Source organism: Cupriavidus sp. P-10 (genome assembly GCF_003402535.2).
GTDB lineage: Bacteria > Pseudomonadota > Gammaproteobacteria > Burkholderiales > Burkholderiaceae > Cupriavidus.
This window is the reverse complement of sequence record NZ_AP025173.1, coordinates 411553-426976: the sequence shown is the minus strand read 5'-3', so window position 1 is coordinate 426976 and position 15424 is coordinate 411553. Positions and strand designations below refer to the sequence as shown.

Annotated in this window: 12 protein-coding genes and 1 pseudogene; 7 read left to right on the top strand and 6 right to left on the bottom strand. The window is 58.4% G+C overall.

Going from position 1 to position 15424, the window contains the following annotated elements; translation table 11 throughout:
- Positions 1-1231: 1231 nt before the first annotated feature.
- Both CTP10_RS39500 and CTP10_RS39495 read left to right on the top strand, forming a co-directional pair.
- Positions 1232-2437 (top strand): ParA family protein, encoded by a 1206-nt coding sequence (locus CTP10_RS39500; protein ID WP_171514465.1) that lies wholly within the window; start codon positions 1232-1234, stop codon positions 2435-2437.
- Positions 2434-3402 (top strand): ParB/RepB/Spo0J family partition protein, encoded by a 969-nt coding sequence (locus CTP10_RS39495; RefSeq protein WP_058698216.1) that lies wholly within the window; start codon positions 2434-2436, stop codon positions 3400-3402. The genes CTP10_RS39500 and CTP10_RS39495 overlap by 4 nt, the downstream gene beginning before the upstream one ends.
- A 1717-nt stretch (positions 3403-5119) precedes the next feature.
- Here CTP10_RS39495 and CTP10_RS39490 read toward each other — a convergent pair.
- The 3 genes from CTP10_RS39490 to CTP10_RS39480 form a co-directional block, all read right to left on the bottom strand.
- Entirely contained in the window at positions 5120-5374 is a 255-nt protein-coding gene (locus CTP10_RS39490; RefSeq protein ID WP_233528064.1) for a tyrosine-type recombinase/integrase, read from the bottom strand.
- A 637-nt stretch (positions 5375-6011) separates the two neighbouring features.
- Positions 6012-6260: a hypothetical protein gene (locus tag CTP10_RS39485; protein WP_058698217.1), complete on the bottom strand. Its 249-nt coding sequence runs from the start codon at positions 6258-6260 to the stop codon at positions 6012-6014.
- Between the two features lie 553 nt (positions 6261-6813).
- A complete protein-coding gene (locus CTP10_RS39480; RefSeq protein ID WP_058698218.1) occupies positions 6814-8367 on the bottom strand; it encodes a phage integrase family protein in 1554 nt (517 codons plus the stop codon).
- Between the two features lie 432 nt (positions 8368-8799).
- Between CTP10_RS39480 and CTP10_RS39475 the strand changes: the two genes are divergently transcribed.
- The 4 genes and pseudogenes from CTP10_RS39475 to CTP10_RS39460 all read left to right on the top strand — a co-directional run bounded on the left by CTP10_RS39475 (position 8800) and on the right by CTP10_RS39460 (position 10348).
- Positions 8800-9054, top strand: coding sequence for an AbrB/MazE/SpoVT family DNA-binding domain-containing protein (locus CTP10_RS39475; protein WP_058698259.1), 255 nt, complete (start codon positions 8800-8802; stop codon positions 9052-9054).
- Entirely contained in the window at positions 9054-9416 is a 363-nt protein-coding gene (locus tag CTP10_RS39470; protein ID WP_058698219.1) for a type II toxin-antitoxin system PemK/MazF family toxin, read from the top strand. Before CTP10_RS39475 ends, CTP10_RS39470 begins: the two co-directional genes overlap by 1 nt.
- A 243-nt stretch (positions 9417-9659) precedes the next feature.
- A pseudogene (locus CTP10_RS39465) lies at positions 9660-9725 on the top strand (zinc-ribbon domain-containing protein); the annotation flags it as partial.
- Between the two features lie 23 nt (positions 9726-9748).
- Positions 9749-10348 carry a TniB family NTP-binding protein gene (locus CTP10_RS39460; protein WP_081050312.1) on the top strand — a complete coding sequence of 200 codons (600 nt, stop codon included), beginning with the start codon at positions 9749-9751 and terminating at the stop codon, positions 10346-10348.
- Positions 10349-10765: 417 nt separating this feature from the next.
- Here CTP10_RS39460 and CTP10_RS39455 read toward each other — a convergent pair whose 3' ends face one another.
- Positions 10766-11911 carry a sterol desaturase/SRPBCC family protein gene (locus tag CTP10_RS39455; protein WP_058698221.1) on the bottom strand — a complete coding sequence of 382 codons (1146 nt, stop codon included), beginning with the start codon at positions 11909-11911 and terminating at the stop codon, positions 10766-10768.
- 165 nt (positions 11912-12076) lie between these two features.
- On the opposite strand from CTP10_RS39455, the gene bsrA reads away from it, so the two are divergent.
- The gene (gene bsrA, locus CTP10_RS39450; protein WP_058698222.1) at positions 12077-12991 is read left to right on the top strand and encodes a LysR family transcriptional regulator BsrA; all 915 of its coding nucleotides are present in this window, start codon (positions 12077-12079) and stop codon (positions 12989-12991) included.
- 586 nt (positions 12992-13577) lie between these two features.
- On the opposite strand, the gene CTP10_RS39445 is transcribed toward bsrA, so the two are convergent.
- Together CTP10_RS39445 and CTP10_RS39440 are read right to left on the bottom strand one after the other, a co-directional pair.
- On the bottom strand, positions 13578-14597 hold the full coding sequence (locus CTP10_RS39445) for a LacI family DNA-binding transcriptional regulator (RefSeq protein WP_058698223.1): 1020 nt from the start codon (positions 14595-14597) through the stop codon (positions 13578-13580).
- A 124-nt stretch (positions 14598-14721) separates the two neighbouring features.
- Positions 14722-15354: a tripartite tricarboxylate transporter substrate-binding protein gene (locus CTP10_RS39440; RefSeq protein ID WP_233528039.1), complete on the bottom strand. Its 633-nt coding sequence runs from the start codon at positions 15352-15354 to the stop codon at positions 14722-14724.
- Between the last annotated feature and the right edge of the window lie 70 nt (positions 15355-15424).

The following is a 15424-nucleotide window of genomic DNA, read 5'->3' as shown; positions in this document are numbered from 1 at the left end:
GCCGGGATTCCTGAGAGGGCAGCTTGTTTACGTTATGAATTGCACGAGACTTTAGTCAGGTGATGGTGAGATGTCAATGTGGACTCATCTCACCTGGAATAGGTGCCTCGTGTCGGCCGAGGTACATGATCTCTCACCTTGGTACACAATCTCTCACCTCACGATCGTCGGCTGGTTGAAATTGCTTTTATAAAACAAGCGTATACGAGAGATGTCCACAGGAGTGAATCAAAATCTCTCACCTGAACTACCTATCTGGTCTCTTTTCTCACCTTCGGCTCCGCGATCTCTCCCTTTAGACGTATACAACTACCACCTGAGGGAACAAAGTTTCTCACCTTGCGGTAGGCGTATCCCTCACTTTTGGCTGATAAGTTTTTGATTTTTATGAGGATCACCCTGCTCTGTTTGTAGGTTTGTTGGTTTTTCTTTGTTTACAACACAAACAAACAAACAAACAGACGCCAGTCAAAATTCGGTCGCCATGGGTGGGAGCTGCAGGTGACTGAGTCCCACGCGAGATCCATTGAAGGTGAGAGATTTTGTGCCGCAGCTGTTCGGGCGCTGAAGTCAAGGTGTTATCCGAAGGTGAGAGATTTTGTAACCTGCGATCGCACTTGAGTTTTTGAACAGCGATGAAGCCTTCAAAAGGTGAGAGATTTTGTACCTAGGCTCGTTTTGAGAGTTCGCTGGTGGTCTGCTTGTGGCCACCTCAGCGCGCGTAGGCTTCTTGATTGGCTTGGCAGAGCACAAAATCTCTCACTTTTACAGCCCCCTGGTTCTAGGAAGTGGCTTCTAACTCTGCGGACCAGTCGATCGGGTGAGAGATTTTGTTCGGAGTTCTGTTGATGCTGTGCGTAGGCGTCGCGTGGCTTACAAAAACTCTCACCTTAGGTTTCATCTTGAGCTTTGAAGTGTGGATCGAACAGCACATCGCTGGCGATGGATGCGGGATTGGGTGAGAGATTTTGTACCAAAGAACACGGCTAAGGTGAGAGGTGAGAGGACTTGGCTCTCACCTTTTATGGCTCCTTGGCGACTTCCAAAAGTTCTTTGAGTCGTTTGCGCCACCTCTTCCCATATCTTCCGAAAACGTTGTAAATCAAAGGCTTGTAGCTTAGTTTCGTAAACTTTAGTGATTTCGCTGTGTCGCGGATTACACAAAATATGCGGACGCGTTTGCTCAATTGCTGTATTCTGCGCTTGTCCAAATTTCGGAAAAAGAGCTGCGATGGCGAATATCAGTCAACCGATGCCCATAGACCCGACGGTCACCCTAGCTGAGATTAGCGATTTTGCAGATGTGGTGACCGACTACGCAGTCGAGTTACGTGACCAGATTCTTGCGCCGCGGCCACGTAAGACGGCACCGATGTTTAGTACTTCAGAAATTGCAGAGCTGTGTGGTTTGAGCCGTCAGCAGGTCTTGCACATGGCGAAGAATAGCGACGGTGTGCTGCCTGAAGGGCAGACCGTTGGTCGCGGCCGAACGTTTACTTTGGCTGAGGCAAGAAATTGGGTCCAACAAGTATCGGACATCTACCAGACCCCGCTGGTTGCTGGACCTAGCGATTTCGAAGGCAAGATTATTATCACTTCGCAATTGAAGGGTGGGTCCGCAAAAACGACTACGACTATGTGCTTAGCGCAAGGCCTTAGCTTGCGTGGCCGTAAGGTGCTGGTCGTCGATTTGGACCCCCAGGCGTCCCTTTCTGAGTTGTGCGGCTTGTACGCGGAGAAGGAGGTATTCGCCGATGACTCAATTCTGCCTTTCATTTACAACCAGGATGTCGAAGGTGGCTTGGAAGCGAAGTTGCAATCGACATACTGGGATGGCCTGGACGTTATTCCGGCTCACACGGAACTAGTGGGTGCGGAGTACCACCTCCCTGCTATGCAGATGAAGGTGCCAGGATTCAAATTCTGGCAGGTACTCCGTGATGGTCTCCAGCCACTGCGAAAGAAGTATGACTACATTATTCTGGATACTTCGCCGTCGCTGTCCTACCTCAACTTGAACGCATTGATGGCGGCCGATGCCATGGTCATGCCCATGGTGCCGGAAAACCTGGACTTCTTTAGCTCCTTGTCGTTCTGGCGACTCTTTTCGGATGTCGCAAAGTCATTCATGAGATTCGAAGCCGATAAGAAGTACGACTTCGTGTCAGTGCTCTTGACGCGAGTTAACTATGGGCCCACATCGGCAGCTCCTGTGGTGCGAACTTGGGCTCAAGGTGCATATCGGCATTGGCTCGCCCCTTTTGAAGTGCCTGCCAGCTCAGTGATGAGCTCCGGCGCACTGGCATTTACCACGGTGTTTGACATCAGCAGCTCACACAGCCAAGCCAAGTCGCTTCAGCGTGTTCGGCAGCCGCTGGTGGATTACTGCCGTTGGGTTGACGACATGTTTGTGAAACAGTGGAGGCCTGCACAATGAGCAACATTCGCGAACAAATGCTCGCCAAGACGGCGAACATCCGCTCAACGGCGGACCGTAAGCCGGATGCCACTCGTCGAGCAAATCGGACTGAGACAGCGCCAGGTATGGCGGGCGCATTGGCTGCCGCGCAATTGAGGGTTCAAGAGTTAGAGGCGACGGGGTTGCCTTCGGAACTGCCGGTTGCGGATATTGTTCCCAACCCCTGGCAGCCGCGGCGCACCTTCAATGAACTCAAGCTGACAGAGCTTGCTGAATCGATTCGCGAGGTTGGGTTACTGCAGCCTATCGTAGTACGTCGCGTTGAGCCAGGTTTCCAACTTGTGGCCGGTGAGCGCCGGTGGCGTGCACATAAGATGTTGGGGCTCGAGAACATCAAGGCTGTCGTCGTCGACTGCAGCGACGCGGACATGATTGTGTTGGCCTTGGTCGAAAACATCGGCCGAGACGACCTTTCCGACTACGAGATCGCCTTGTCTATTCAACGTTCGGAAAAGGAGTTCCCGAACCGTACACGACTTGCGGAGGCGGTAGGCTTGTCCAGGCGAGGGCTTTACAAGTTCATGGCTTTCTATGATTTGCCCGATTTCGTGAAGCATGACTTGGACCTGCAGCCAAGTCTTCTTGGGAGTAACGCCGCAGATGCACTGGCGTCTTGCCTGAAGAAACACGGAGAGGCGGGTGTGTCGGCAACTAGAGAACTATGGACCGATGTCGTCGGGGGCCATCTTGATCAGGGCAAGCTCGCCGCGGCCGTAACCGCATTGGCTACTAAAAAAGTGTCGGGCTCAGCGGCTCGCGAGCGCTCCATCGAAAAGTTCTTTGCTGGTCAGAACCACGCGGGCAGCATCACAAAGGATATAAAGAACTTTACAGTAAAAATCAAAACCGGAGTTCTATCCGACTCCCAGGAGACGCGGATTCGCCAGTTCATCAGCGAACTATTCAGTGGCACTCCAAATTGATGCGCAGTTTAGTCACATCAGAAGCCCGCCAATGGCGGGTTTTTTTACGGCTTAAGTGTGCCTAAAAGGCCGACTCAGAGCGAGGGTGCCTACGGCCGCCAGAACTGTGCTTCTAGGCATAATCGGCGGTGGCGCGAGGTGTGCCTATTAGGCACAACTTGTATCGCGTGACTTCAGTTGCTGAGATATTTCGTCACTTCGTCTGTGCCGCGTGCGCGCTCTGCCTGGACGTGGATGAAGTCGTCTGTTGGGAGCGTATATGAGGAGGCGCTGCAGGACGTCAATGGGCATCAGCTTTGCGGCTGGCTGCGTGGGAAAGGTGACAGACGAATGGAACCTACAAGCGCGCCGCGCCACACGCTTGCCGGGCAAGTCGGTACTCTGGTCGTCAACCCCGTTTGAACCTAACAAGTACTGTCCGGCGAAAAGCCGTTACCGGCCAGTGTGTTTGTCGTCTCAGTCGGGCTGAAATGCTTACCCGTGGGCCCATGGCGTGTCCGAAATCCCTACAGGGGATAGAAGCGCGAACGAACTCAATGATGAGTTGAAGTCGTAACCCGGCCGTCCCAACGCAACAGAATGGCGTCCACTACCGTGTTAGAGGAAAGGTATCTCTTTAAGTTACCCAATTCCCAGAGGACGGTGGGTCCGCCTGAGGTTGTGGCACGCGCAACCGTGGACGCGTCCCAGTCTGCTGACGGCGCCGCTAGAGCCGGGCCCACTCGCCCTCGACCGCAGCCTACCGTCGGTGTGTCTAATAGGCGCACTCCTGGCGCCGTTCGCTGAGCGCGCCTATTAGGCACAGTGAGGGCCCACCTTCCCATTGTTCGAATGACAAGGTCATCTGGAGGCCGAGACGAGCTCCGCTCCCGCAGCCTAACAATGGTGTATAGGCTAGTCATCCTGTGGTTATGCCCGTTGTGACGGCGCCAAGAACGTGTGCCTATTAGGCACACTCCGGAACCTCCGTCCTCTTGTGCGCAAGCCGCACTGTGCGTAGCTATGCTTAGCGGCACACGACGTCGCAACCGGACAGACGGTGATTTTGCGTTTGTAAAAGTCTCGAAACACTACAATTTGGTGACCTTACAAGAAGCTACCCGCCGCGACCCACAATCTTGGTGTTCTTGCCGCAGTGAGAAAGGGCCACGAAGGCCGGATATAGAAGCATGAGGATGCTCCTCACTGCCATCGCAGATCTCGACGCCGGAACAGACAACCGCGCGGTCGGCGGGCTTGTCGGCTGAGGGCGGCCTCGCTGCAACTTTGGCCACGGTGCAGGGCCAAGACGCCGGACAGGCTACGCGCCCAATGCTAAAGGAGCTCACACGCCTCGCCAGTCATCGCATTCGACTCTGGTGCGAAAACTCGGCCGTTGCCGGTTTGGCGCCATGCGCGCTAGGTCGGATGGGCCGGTGCCAAGTATCCCGTCGCTTATGAAGCCGTGGGCCTCTGCTGAATCCCACCTGTCGGATGACGGACATTTGTCTTAGTGGGGAGGAAGTGTGCTGCAGCTGGGGCACGTTCCCAATGAGATCATTCTGGTGAACCGCGGCGCAGTAGCCGGCTGGTACCCCGCTGGCCTCTAGCTTGATTACCGGCTCGTGTAACAACTAGAGCGTTTTGGTCAGCCCGACCCTACGCGGGTTGGCTCGTCCCTGTTGACGCTATGGCAGCGATCATCCTGTTCGCTTGGGATTGCACTCTTCCCTTGTTGTCACGTATGGCTCTCAAAAAGCTTGGCGATTTCATGTAAGGTGCGCTTTCTCTCCGAGGGCACATACAGCGAAGTCGTTTGCAATGAGGCATGGTCCAGCAGCCTTTGAAGGACATCTGTCGGGACATCATTGGCTACCGCATGGGTGGCGAGGAAGGTGTTCCGCAATGGATGGGGCGTAGCAGCTGCCGCTCCACCTGATGAAGAAGTAACGTCGTATCCCCTGCGATGCGCTGCAACGCCCGTTGACAGCATTCGGTAGAGCCCATCCGGGGAAAACCATGGCCCCGTCAGTGCTGGTATCTCCGCGCTTAGCTTAATGTGGATTGACTGTGCTGCGGGCGTAGAAGGCATTCACCACAGGGGAGAGCAGGGAGAGCTCCTGGTCTCCCGGATTCTCAAAATAACGTACGCCATCAACCCAACCCGCTCGCAATGCGTCAATGACGCGCGTGGGCAGGCGCACCGTGCGCCATTTGCTTCGCTTGCCGAGGAGTGCCCTGCCATAGCCAAGGATACCGTCTCGCCTCGCGAGGGCTTCCCACGACTCTCCAGACAACGCCTTGTCGACTGCAAAGGGGATCTCGCGCCGTGCTGCAACTGGCTCTTTCGCTGTCAGCCAGGGGTTGCCGCCCCAAATAGCGCACGCCGGCCAACCAGAAACAAATCCGCGCGCACCGCATAGCGCTGGGATTCCCCCTTTAGCGGTCCGGCGAACGGGCGTCAGCACGCTGCAGTTAGCGAAGTCTTGGGGCCGATCCAGAGCGCATCCGGCTGCGCTAGGAAATTCTTGTAGCGATCGCAATCGTCGGCGCCCACGTAACCCCATTGATATATTCTCGCCCCGCTGGAAATGAGAATGGCTGGATCCGTCGGCGACGACCTGTGAGGTTCACGACCGCTCGCGATGCTTTGTAAGTTGCGCTTCCTCTCCCCAGCGGACAGGCAGCGAACTCGTCTGCAGCGATGCCTGGCCAAGCAGCCTTTGGACGACGTCGGGCGGGATATCGTTGGCCACTGCCTGAATGGCGAAGGTGGGTCGCAGCGCATTGGGTGCGGCCCTGCGCAGCAAACGGCGCTCGGCCTCGTCAAGCGGCAGGGTACTGTCTACCGCGAGGCGAAGCAGCGTCGTTGTCAGCATCCGATAGAGTCCGTCCGGCAAGAACCCCTGGCCATGCCGCTGGCATCGGCAGCCTTCCAAGTGCCAAGTAATCGGCCGAACGCATGGCATGCCAACGCAGGTGGTGGAACCGGGCAGGGGATGCACGCGCGGCTATTCCCCTATAGCAGCTTTGATGTAGTGCCAGATTCGTACTAGCTGACGGTCGAACCGATCGCCGCACACGCAGCCCCGCCGCACGTTCGGAGGATGGGCCGCAGCACCCCTCCTGCCAGTGAAAAGCTGCCGGGGGGGCATGGCGGACTAGGATGCAGCAAGCGACCGGTTGGCGCCTCCCTACATTAGGCCGGTCAGGCCGGCAATGCCGCGTAACCCATACAAAGTGTACACTCACTTTCCAAAATTCGGATAATGATAAGCCAAGTGACAAGGCAGGCCGAGGTCTACGAGCACTCCAGTCGGGATTGTCGGCCAGTAGACTTCTGTGAGCTGCTTGTGTTGTATGGACCCGCGGTGGGGGGAGGGATTTCGCCTCCGGCGCTTCGGTTGGCCTTGGCATCCAGGCGCTAGCAGCTCAGGCCCGGCTGGCGCGCGTGCGAAGCTGGCCGGGCGTGAACCCTTCCGATGGGACCCCGCGCTGCTCGCTGAAGCGCCGCCACAGACTACGCAGCAATTGATCCAGGCCGGTGGCCGAGTACCCGCCCGCCACGCCCGCAAGCCGCTTGTTGCGCCCGCGCGCGGTGGCAGGCTGTATCGTGGGCGCCAACAGGGCTGCCTGCGCCGGCGGCATCATGCTTGGCCAGCCACGATCGACCCAATGCGCCTGCAAGGCCTGTCGGACGGCCGTGTCAAGGGCCACCAGCTGCTGCCGCGCACCCGGGCGTCGCAGGAAGGTGCCCTCGGCACTCGACTGCAGACTGGCGCAGCGCAGTGCGGCCAGCTCGCTCAGTGGCAAGCCTGCGTCGCGCATCAGATGTATGGCAGCCAGCGCAGCCCGATGCCTCGGGCCCTGGCGCGCCTCCCCCAGCCAGACCAGGAACGCCTCCGCGTCGGGTTGGACGGACGGCGCGCGCAGCGCCGTGGGCGCAGCGGCGGCGGCTTGCCTTGGGATGAGCGGGGTGCCCGCCAGATGCCCGGCCTTGACCATTGCGCGTAGCAGCGCCCGAACCACCCGTAACGCGGCCGCCACCGAACTGGTCCCCAGTGGGCCTTCGAACGGCCGCCAGTGCATCCTGTCGCGCGCCCCGCTCGGGCCGCACCAGAACGCCGCCGGCTGAGGGTCCGCTAAAAATTCCGCATACGCCTCCAGATCGCAGGCCTCCAACGCCTGAAGCCCCTTCTTGCGCGCTGCATTCCACAACAGCAGCCTCTCGGCCTCGCGCCGGTAGCTGTTGCGGGTATGTGGCGCACGATCCTGTAGCCAGCCGCGTACGAACGCCAGATCGGCGGCAAGCCCCGGCCCTGTCGCGGTATTTGAGGCTGGCACCAGCATGTGCTCGAGTGGCACGGGATATGGCATACCGGGGGCCAAGGCCAAGGGCACCAGCGCGTCGCGGTGGGCGTGGGCGGCAGGCGGCAGCACATAGGCCTTGACCGCCGCGGCGCCCATGGCCGAGCGCTGGCGCACCAGCCAGTGCGTGATGACCTCGGCCGACTGCGCGCCAATGCGTGGCACGGCACGCCACCAGCTGCTGCCGCGCCGATTTGCCAAGGACGTCAGGTCCTCGATCCGCCGGATCTCGGCGGCCATCAGTCGGCGTGCCAGGCTCGGCTTGAACCAGAGCGACACCTCGTGCTGGGGCTGGGGGTAGCCTTGTCCAAGCTGCTCAAGCGCCGACACGGCGTCTACCCGCCGCGACATGCCCACCCCTGAACGCGCGCGCAGCGCCTCGAACATGCCGGCAATCTCGGGCCGGCCATGCTGCAAGGCGAACTGCACCAGCCGGTCGCGCAAGGCCAGGATCCGCTGGATCGCCTGGGCCTCGCTCAGGTGCTCGTCCTCATCCGGGTCCAGCAAGTAGCGGTTGGCGATGTCCACCGGCCGCATGCCCTGCGCATAGGCACGGACCACGGCAAACTCGGTGCGGGTGAGCTTGGTGACGGCGTTGAGGCTGGGATCCAGAACCATGGAGGCAGCGGTAAGTGCTTGAACTATAACAATATTCAGCAGGAGCCATCCGGAGCCGGGCCGAAATGCTGACTAAAGCGCAATGTAAATTATTTTTGTGCCGGCGGCTAGGCCTCACCCAGGACTGTACGCCACGCCCATGACCGTGCCGTGCGAATGTCCCGAGGGCAGGGCGGCCACCGCTCCGGGCCAGATCGCTTACGCCTCTGCCGTCAAAACGATGTGGTCGCCTGCGGACGCGACGCCGCGCCAGATCCCGGCCTCGGGCGCTACGACAGAAGGGGAACTAGCGCCGGTTTCTGACAGCATCAATCGCCCGTCGTACGCCGCCGGGCAAGCTGTGGGTGCGGTTCGAGGTAGAACGTCTATACGCGTTGAAACTTCTAGTGGTTTTGTTTAGACTTGTATCAACGTTCTTGGAAGGCTTTGATCATGCGAAAAAGTGCAACTCTGACGATCCAAAAGTGGGGGAACAGCTTGGCCGTCCGGATTCCGACCGCAGTGGCCCGCTCGGCCCATTTCGCTGAGGGTCAGGAAGTCGAGGTCTCGGTCGAAGAGATTGGTGTCACGGTACGGCCCGTTGGACGTCGTGCCCTCACGCTCGCGGAGAAGTTGGCTCTGTTTGATCCTATCAAGCATGGGGGTGAAGCCATGGCCACGCAGCGTGTCGGCGCGGAGGCTATCTGATGGCGGGCAAGGTATGGGCACCTGAGCGACGCGACATCATTTGGATCGACTGCAATCCGCAAGCCGGCCGTGAGATGAAGGATATGCATCCGATGCTTGTGCTTTCTCCGCGGCCGTTCAATGAGCGGACCAGTATCGTGATTGGCTTGCCGATGACCACGGCGGCCTACAACGACACCAATCCGTTTGCGATCAGGTTTCAGGGACCGAAGGGGAAGGACAGCTACGTTCTGGCCCATCAGCCCAAGTCATTTGACTGGCGAGCCCGCAACGCAAAGGCCCACCCCTGGAAGCAGGCGCCTTTGGAGGTCTTTGCTGCCGCCTGCGAGCAATTGAATCAGATCATTGCGATCGCAGAGTGACCTCAAAGGGATTTGCCGACTGCCACGGTGTGAGTGTGGATGGTCACGTGACCTCCGCGCCCGGACTGGGGGCAACAGAAGATCCATGATTTTCCCGACCACCGAACAAATTCAAGCCTGATAATACGCGCGGTGCCGCCCCAAGCTTGGCAGAAGTCATCGGTTGCCACAGCGCCGCCTTGCCAACTGCCCGGATTGCGCCTGTAATGGCTGCGTGGCAGGCACAGGCAGTCGGGAGGCGAGATGCGCTGCACGAATTGCCAGTTCGAAAACCCCGCGGGAGCCAGGTTCTGCGAGGAGTGTGGGCAACGGCTTGCGCAGATCTGCCCGCAATGCGGCAGCGCATCCAGCCCCACCGCGAGCGTGCGGCGCGTTGTTGGCGGACACGGCGGCGCTATTCCTCATTGCTCTTCGAGCTGGGCGCTCCCTTCAACGCCGCGGCAAGGCTATCAGCACTCGAGAAACTGAGTCGCGAACTGCTTCGAAAAGTTTCGGCGCGCATGCTGATCGTTGACGAGGTTCATCACTTGTTGGCAGGCTATCGGGAGCAGCGTGCATCCCTGAATCTGCTGAAGTTCCTCGCCAATGACTTGAAAATCGCGGTTGTCCTCGTTGGCACTCAAGACGCCGTCTTGGCGCTCCAAACGGATCCTCAGATGGTCAGTCGATTCGCCCGTTTCGAGGTGCCGAGATGGCAGGAGACGGAGGCATTTCGTTCTCTTCTCGCAGCCTTCGAGATGATTTTGCCGCTTCGACGTCCGTCGAATCTCGCACGGCGAGAGATCGTACATGCCATTCTGACTGCAAGTGGAGGGCTAACCGGGGAAGTGTCGCGTGTCTTGACTGTTTCCGCAGAACTCGCGATCCGGGATGGGAAGGAGGCCATCGACCTGGGTCACATAGAGAATGCAGCGCGAACCCTGCTCTCCTGAGGGTGTCAGGCCTTGGCCCGTTGCTCCGCGTCCATTCGATGACGAAGCGTTTGGCGGTTGGCTCGGTCGCCTGGCCGCAAGGTATCAGATCAGTGTTGACCAGTTGTGGCAGATTGGCGACCTTGGTGCGTTTCCGGCGTTGACCAATTCTGGCTGGCTGCTATTTCCCCCGATGGACGAGCAGGCACTGTGCCGCCTTGCGATGCTGACTCATATTGGTATGCCAAGGCTCGAGGCACTTCAAACACCTATGGCGTGGGTGTCAGACCGAGATCAGCTCCCATACTGCTTCGACTGCCTGGTTCTGAATCCCGTCGACGCAGCTGTGGCAGCCTCAACTCAAACCAACTGGCCTCCTCGAAAGCCGGGGCGATTCAGGCCGACACGCGCGGTGGAGCCTGCATGCCCCCATGCCCTTCATGTCGCCTGTTTGGAAGCACAATCCATTTCTGCCGCGGGAAGAACGCTCTCGGAGACGCTGCGCAGCTTGTGAAGCAAGGCAACAGAGTCGCGCTCGATTCGCTTACGCAAAACCAGCCGATCAGCCATGCGGGCCACCACACTGGAAAACCGATACTCCAGCGTCCGCACGAAGCGCGTGCCAGTGGCTGTGCCGATGCACTCATACGTGACGAACATCTCAAGACCCCGGTTGCCACGGGCCCGGGTTCGCCAGAGCCGATCCGGAAGACTTTCCACGACTTCCCACTGCAACTTGCCTGCACGGCCGCCGACGTACGCAAAGTGGCTCCCAACCGGCAGCGACCCTCCCTGCCCGGTGACCGCTACGTGGTAAGGATGCCACTCATGCCAACGAAGCGGAGTACTCACGTAGGCCAGTACCTGGCTTGGCGTCCGGGCGATATCAATGGAATGCTGCATCTTGACGGTGGGGACCAGGCTCTCGCTTGCTTCTTCGGGCTCCCAATGAAGGGTTCCATAGATCCAGTCCCACAGTGGAAACACTACGGCGAAGTTCTTGGTCTGCATCAGGTCACGGCGGTGATGCAATTCATGCAACCGCCGCATGTGGCGAATCCACGGCAGGCGACAGATCGGATTCTGCGGCGGGAGGTGCTCGCAGGCATGAAAGATCTCGTAGCTGAGATAACCGCCCAGTAGCGTGGCGGCAAACAGCGCAGCGACGTTCGCATTGACCAGGCCGATGATCGACCAAGCGAGCAGCGCGCCAATGCTGTAGACAACGATCAGCCATGCCGGGAACAGAATCACCCGCCAGTCCTTGGCGAACTCGTAGCGCATCTGGTCATCTGCGAAAAAACTATGATGGTCGCCCGTGTGGCGCTGGTAGAACGCCTTCGCGAATCGCTTCTTGTTGTGCCCGAGACCCTTATGGGTGCGGTACTCGCCCCTGCTGTAGAAAATTAAGGTCGCCGGCACAGTTAGCCACTCCACCGCGCTGACGTGGTCCAACTTGTTCAGCAAGAAGAGGATCAAGGTCACGCCGAAAACAAGAACGAAGCCAGCATGCAGCCAGGGGTTGTAGTAAGGCGAAATGTTCGCCCGGTATTTCTTCCGGAAGGTTTGGGTATCAAAAGACATGATCGGCTCTCAAAGACTGTTGCGCTGTCGGGCTCGCGATACGTGGCCAGTTCCGCCAAGCCCCCGCGGACCTTTCTGACGTCTGGCGCCAGTAGGTCGCTTGGTGTTGTAGTCTATTGGTGCGATCATTTTCATTCCAATGGATATTGATGATGAGAATTATTGATGAATCAGAATTTGCAGCAGATTGATCTCAATCTCCTCTTCGTGTTCGACATGCTGATGCAGGAGCGCAACCTGTCACGCGCGGCCGAGCGACTGCACAAGAGCCAGCCGGCGGTGAGCAATGCTCTCAGTCGTCTGCGCGAGCAACTGGGGCAACCTCTTTTCCGCCGTACCGCTAAGGGACTCGAGCCCACTGCCGGGGCGATGACGCTGCACGTGCCGGTACGGCAAGCCCTGCGCTTGCTGCAGGCAGGGCTTGCCGTTCAAGAGAGTTTTCAGCCGGACACGGAGCGAACCTTCCGACTGTCGATGAATGACTATGGGCAGCTACGGCTGTTACCGAGCCTGATGACCCGGCTGATGGCGCTGGCGCCGCAGGTGAAGCTGCAGGTACTGTCGGACGAAGGTGCCCTGATCCCGCAGCGGCTGGCCAGCGGAGATCTGGACTTGGCGATTGATTACCTGTACTTCGACGACGCCGATTTGCTCTACCAACCGATTCACGAAGAGCGCCTCGCAGTTATCGGCCGACCGGGCCACCCTGCATTCAAGGAAGGCCTCGACAAGACGGCGTATCTGGCCGCACAGCACGTCTCGCTCCTGCCGCGGGCCGGCCGCGGCAGTCCGCTCGAGATCGTCCTGGGCTCGGCCAAAGTGCAGCGCCATGTGCAGTTGCAAGTTCCGCACTACCTGACCATTCCAGCCATCGTCGCCAGCACCGATTTGCTGGGTACCGTGCCCTGGCACTTGGCCAGGCATTTCGTGCACAACTATGGCTTGCAGCTCGCGGATCTTCCTTTCGAAACGCCTGCGGTGCAGGTCAGCTTGATATGGCACCGTCAACAACAACACATGTCTGGTCTGCAATGGCTGAAGGAGCAAATTGCGCAAGTTGCACAGACCGAATCGAGCTGATGTGGCGGGCCTCATTGGGCTGCCTGCGCGATGGATCTTTGAATCCATAGTGGCGCTGCCGGCGCTGTGTCGGGAAATCGGGCGGCGCGTTCGAGCCCTGCAGCCGCACCAATAAAATCAAGGGTTTACAGGGGTTTTCCTGTAAACCCTTGTGCATTTTGCGGTCTATGTAACCGCCATGTAACCCGATTGGATCGCCGCGATCCATCTGGAACCATGTCCTGCCTGCGCCTACAGTTGCTTCGTGCCCCATTTGCCCGTGTGGCACATAGGTCTCGCGCGATAAAATCCTACCCACTGCATCAAAGGGGAACGGGATCGTGTCACAAGCAACAACGCCACAAGAACGCGTCGCTGCCGCAAGGCAGCTTTATGCCGTTTTGAAAGGGCATCTCGATCGTCCAACTTGCACCGGCAGGATGTGCGGAATTCCCTCGTGAGGCGATGGGCCTCGATGGAAAAGCGGACGTCATCGACCGTCAGACCAAGGCTCGCGAAATCATGCGGCTATGGGAAGTCTTGGGACGATCAGGACAGTAATGCATGATGGCAAGGTGTTGCACTTTTGATTTGAGGCCGCCATCTATTATCGAGGTGGCGCAGTACTTTCGCGAATTACTAGGTCAGGCTCGAACTCGGTCTGGATGTTTTTGGCTCCTCCTTCGATCTGCTCAATCAAGTTGCGCGAAGTAAGCTCGCCAATCAGAACGGGATTCGAGTGCACTGTCGTTAGCGCGGGTGTTACCAGTTCCGCCATCTGCCAGTCGCCGAAGCCTGTGACAGAGATGTCGCTCGGAACCGAAAGTCCCAATGTGCGGCACTCCGCGATCGCCGCCACAGCAATGAAGTCATTGATGCATATCAGGGCGGTCGGCTGTTCCCGATGCAACAGCAAGTCCTTGCGCTGCAGGCAGACGCGCACCGCTTGTCGCACAGCAGATGCATCGTAAGGGGTCGGAAAAATGCGGTTATCGGGTAAGGAAATGTCGTTCTCGCTGAGGACGTCTCGGATCCCCAGAAGCCGTTGAGACGATAGAAACTGAGTTTCGAGAGGACCTGGGAGCACTGCAAACTGCCGGTGTCCTTGTTTGACTAAGTAGGTGGTTAGCCTGCGCATAGCCAAGCGGTTGTCATACCCCACCGTCGGATGCATTCCTTCGCGGTCCACGGCCCACATTAGTACATACGGAATAGCGTGCTTGTGTATCAGCGAGAAGACTTCGGGATGATGTTGTGAACCGATTATTGCGATCCCGTCGACTCTACGCTCCAATAGGGCGCGCGCACAGCGCAATTCGGTCTCACTGTCGTCCCGATGGCAAGTCAACAGAACGGTATATCCAAGCCGGTCGAGCTGGGCCTCCAAGGTATCTACTGCTTTGGCGTAAAGTTCATTCATCAGTGTCGGCGCAATTATGCCGACCGATCGCGTGCGCCCCTGACGTAGTTCGCGAGCCGCCGAGAAGGGAACGTAGTTGAGGCTTGCAATAGCGTTCTGCACGCGCTCCAGCGTGTCAGGTCGCAGCCTATCCGGCGATGTCAGTGCACGGGAGACTGTTGCCGAGGAAACGCCGGCGAGGAGGGCGACTTGCTTGACATTCACCATATCGGGTCAGATGTTATCTTCAGCCGGAATGTCGGCCGTCTGCCATCCATTGTAACGATTGGTAGTCGAAAGCAGTTTCCGTCGTCGGGGGGTTCCCGACGACGGATCGACATCCCTGGTGAGGCTAGTCGAGCCGGACCTTTGCTGAATCTGCCACTCGCTTCCACTTCGAAACTTCGGCGCGAAGAAACGCATTGAACGCCTCAGGCGTGCCGCCTGCGATCTGCGCTCCTTGAGCCATCAGCTTGTCGCGGAACTCCGGATCCTGAAGGGCTTTGTTGAACTCGCTGTTCATCTTAGCAATGATGGCCTGTGATGTCCCGCTCGGGACCATGAACCCGCCCCAGGAAACGGCTTCGTAGCCGTTTATCCCGAGCGCTTCATCTACCGTGGGCACATCGGGCAGTGACGGTAATCGAGTCTTGCTCGTGACCGCGAGCGCCCTGAGCTTTCCACTCTTGACTTGCGGCATTCCCGCGAGCGAGGTGGGAAGGGCAACATTGATCTGCTGACCGAGCACGTCTGTGAGCGAAGGCGCGTCTCCCTTATAGGGAACGTGGTTCATCTTGACGCCAGCCATGGTACTAAGGAGTTCCCCGGCCAGATGGCTGCCCGAACCATTGCCGGCGGATCCAAAGGTGATCTGCCCTGGCCTAGCCTTTGCCATCGAGACTAATTGGCGCAGGTCCTTTATTGGCGAATTTGCTGCTGTGACGATAATGAGCGGCACCGTTGTCACTAAGGAATTGCTGATCAATGAGGTTTGCGCTTGATGTTGCACAAGCCAAGGACTTCAGCTTTCGCAATCCGGGAGAGATGGGCCGATT

What these genes read in the sequence shown, in the direction of transcription:
- CTP10_RS39500 (WP_171514465.1), top strand. Translation starts at nt 1,232, where the DNA reads ATGGCGAATATCAGTCAACCGATGCCCATAGACCCGACGGTCACCCTA.
- CTP10_RS39495 (WP_058698216.1), top strand. Translation starts at nt 2,434, where the DNA reads ATGAGCAACATTCGCGAACAAATGCTCGCCAAGACGGCGAACATCCGC.
- CTP10_RS39490 (WP_233528064.1), bottom strand. Translation starts at nt 5,374, where the DNA reads ATGCTGTCAACGGGCGTTGCAGCGCATCGCAGGGGATACGACGTTACT.
- CTP10_RS39485 (WP_058698217.1), bottom strand. Translation starts at nt 6,260, where the DNA reads ATGCTGACAACGACGCTGCTTCGCCTCGCGGTAGACAGTACCCTGCCG.
- CTP10_RS39480 (WP_058698218.1), bottom strand. Translation starts at nt 8,367, where the DNA reads ATGGTTCTGGATCCCAGCCTCAACGCCGTCACCAAGCTCACCCGCACC.
- CTP10_RS39475 (WP_058698259.1), top strand. Translation starts at nt 8,800, where the DNA reads ATGCGAAAAAGTGCAACTCTGACGATCCAAAAGTGGGGGAACAGCTTG.
- CTP10_RS39470 (WP_058698219.1), top strand. Translation starts at nt 9,054, where the DNA reads ATGGCGGGCAAGGTATGGGCACCTGAGCGACGCGACATCATTTGGATC.
- CTP10_RS39460 (WP_081050312.1), top strand. Translation starts at nt 9,749, where the DNA reads ATGCGGCAGCGCATCCAGCCCCACCGCGAGCGTGCGGCGCGTTGTTGG.
- CTP10_RS39455 (WP_058698221.1), bottom strand. Translation starts at nt 11,911, where the DNA reads ATGTCTTTTGATACCCAAACCTTCCGGAAGAAATACCGGGCGAACATT.
- bsrA (WP_058698222.1), top strand. Translation starts at nt 12,077, where the DNA reads ATGAATCAGAATTTGCAGCAGATTGATCTCAATCTCCTCTTCGTGTTC.
- CTP10_RS39445 (WP_058698223.1), bottom strand. Translation starts at nt 14,597, where the DNA reads ATGGTGAATGTCAAGCAAGTCGCCCTCCTCGCCGGCGTTTCCTCGGCA.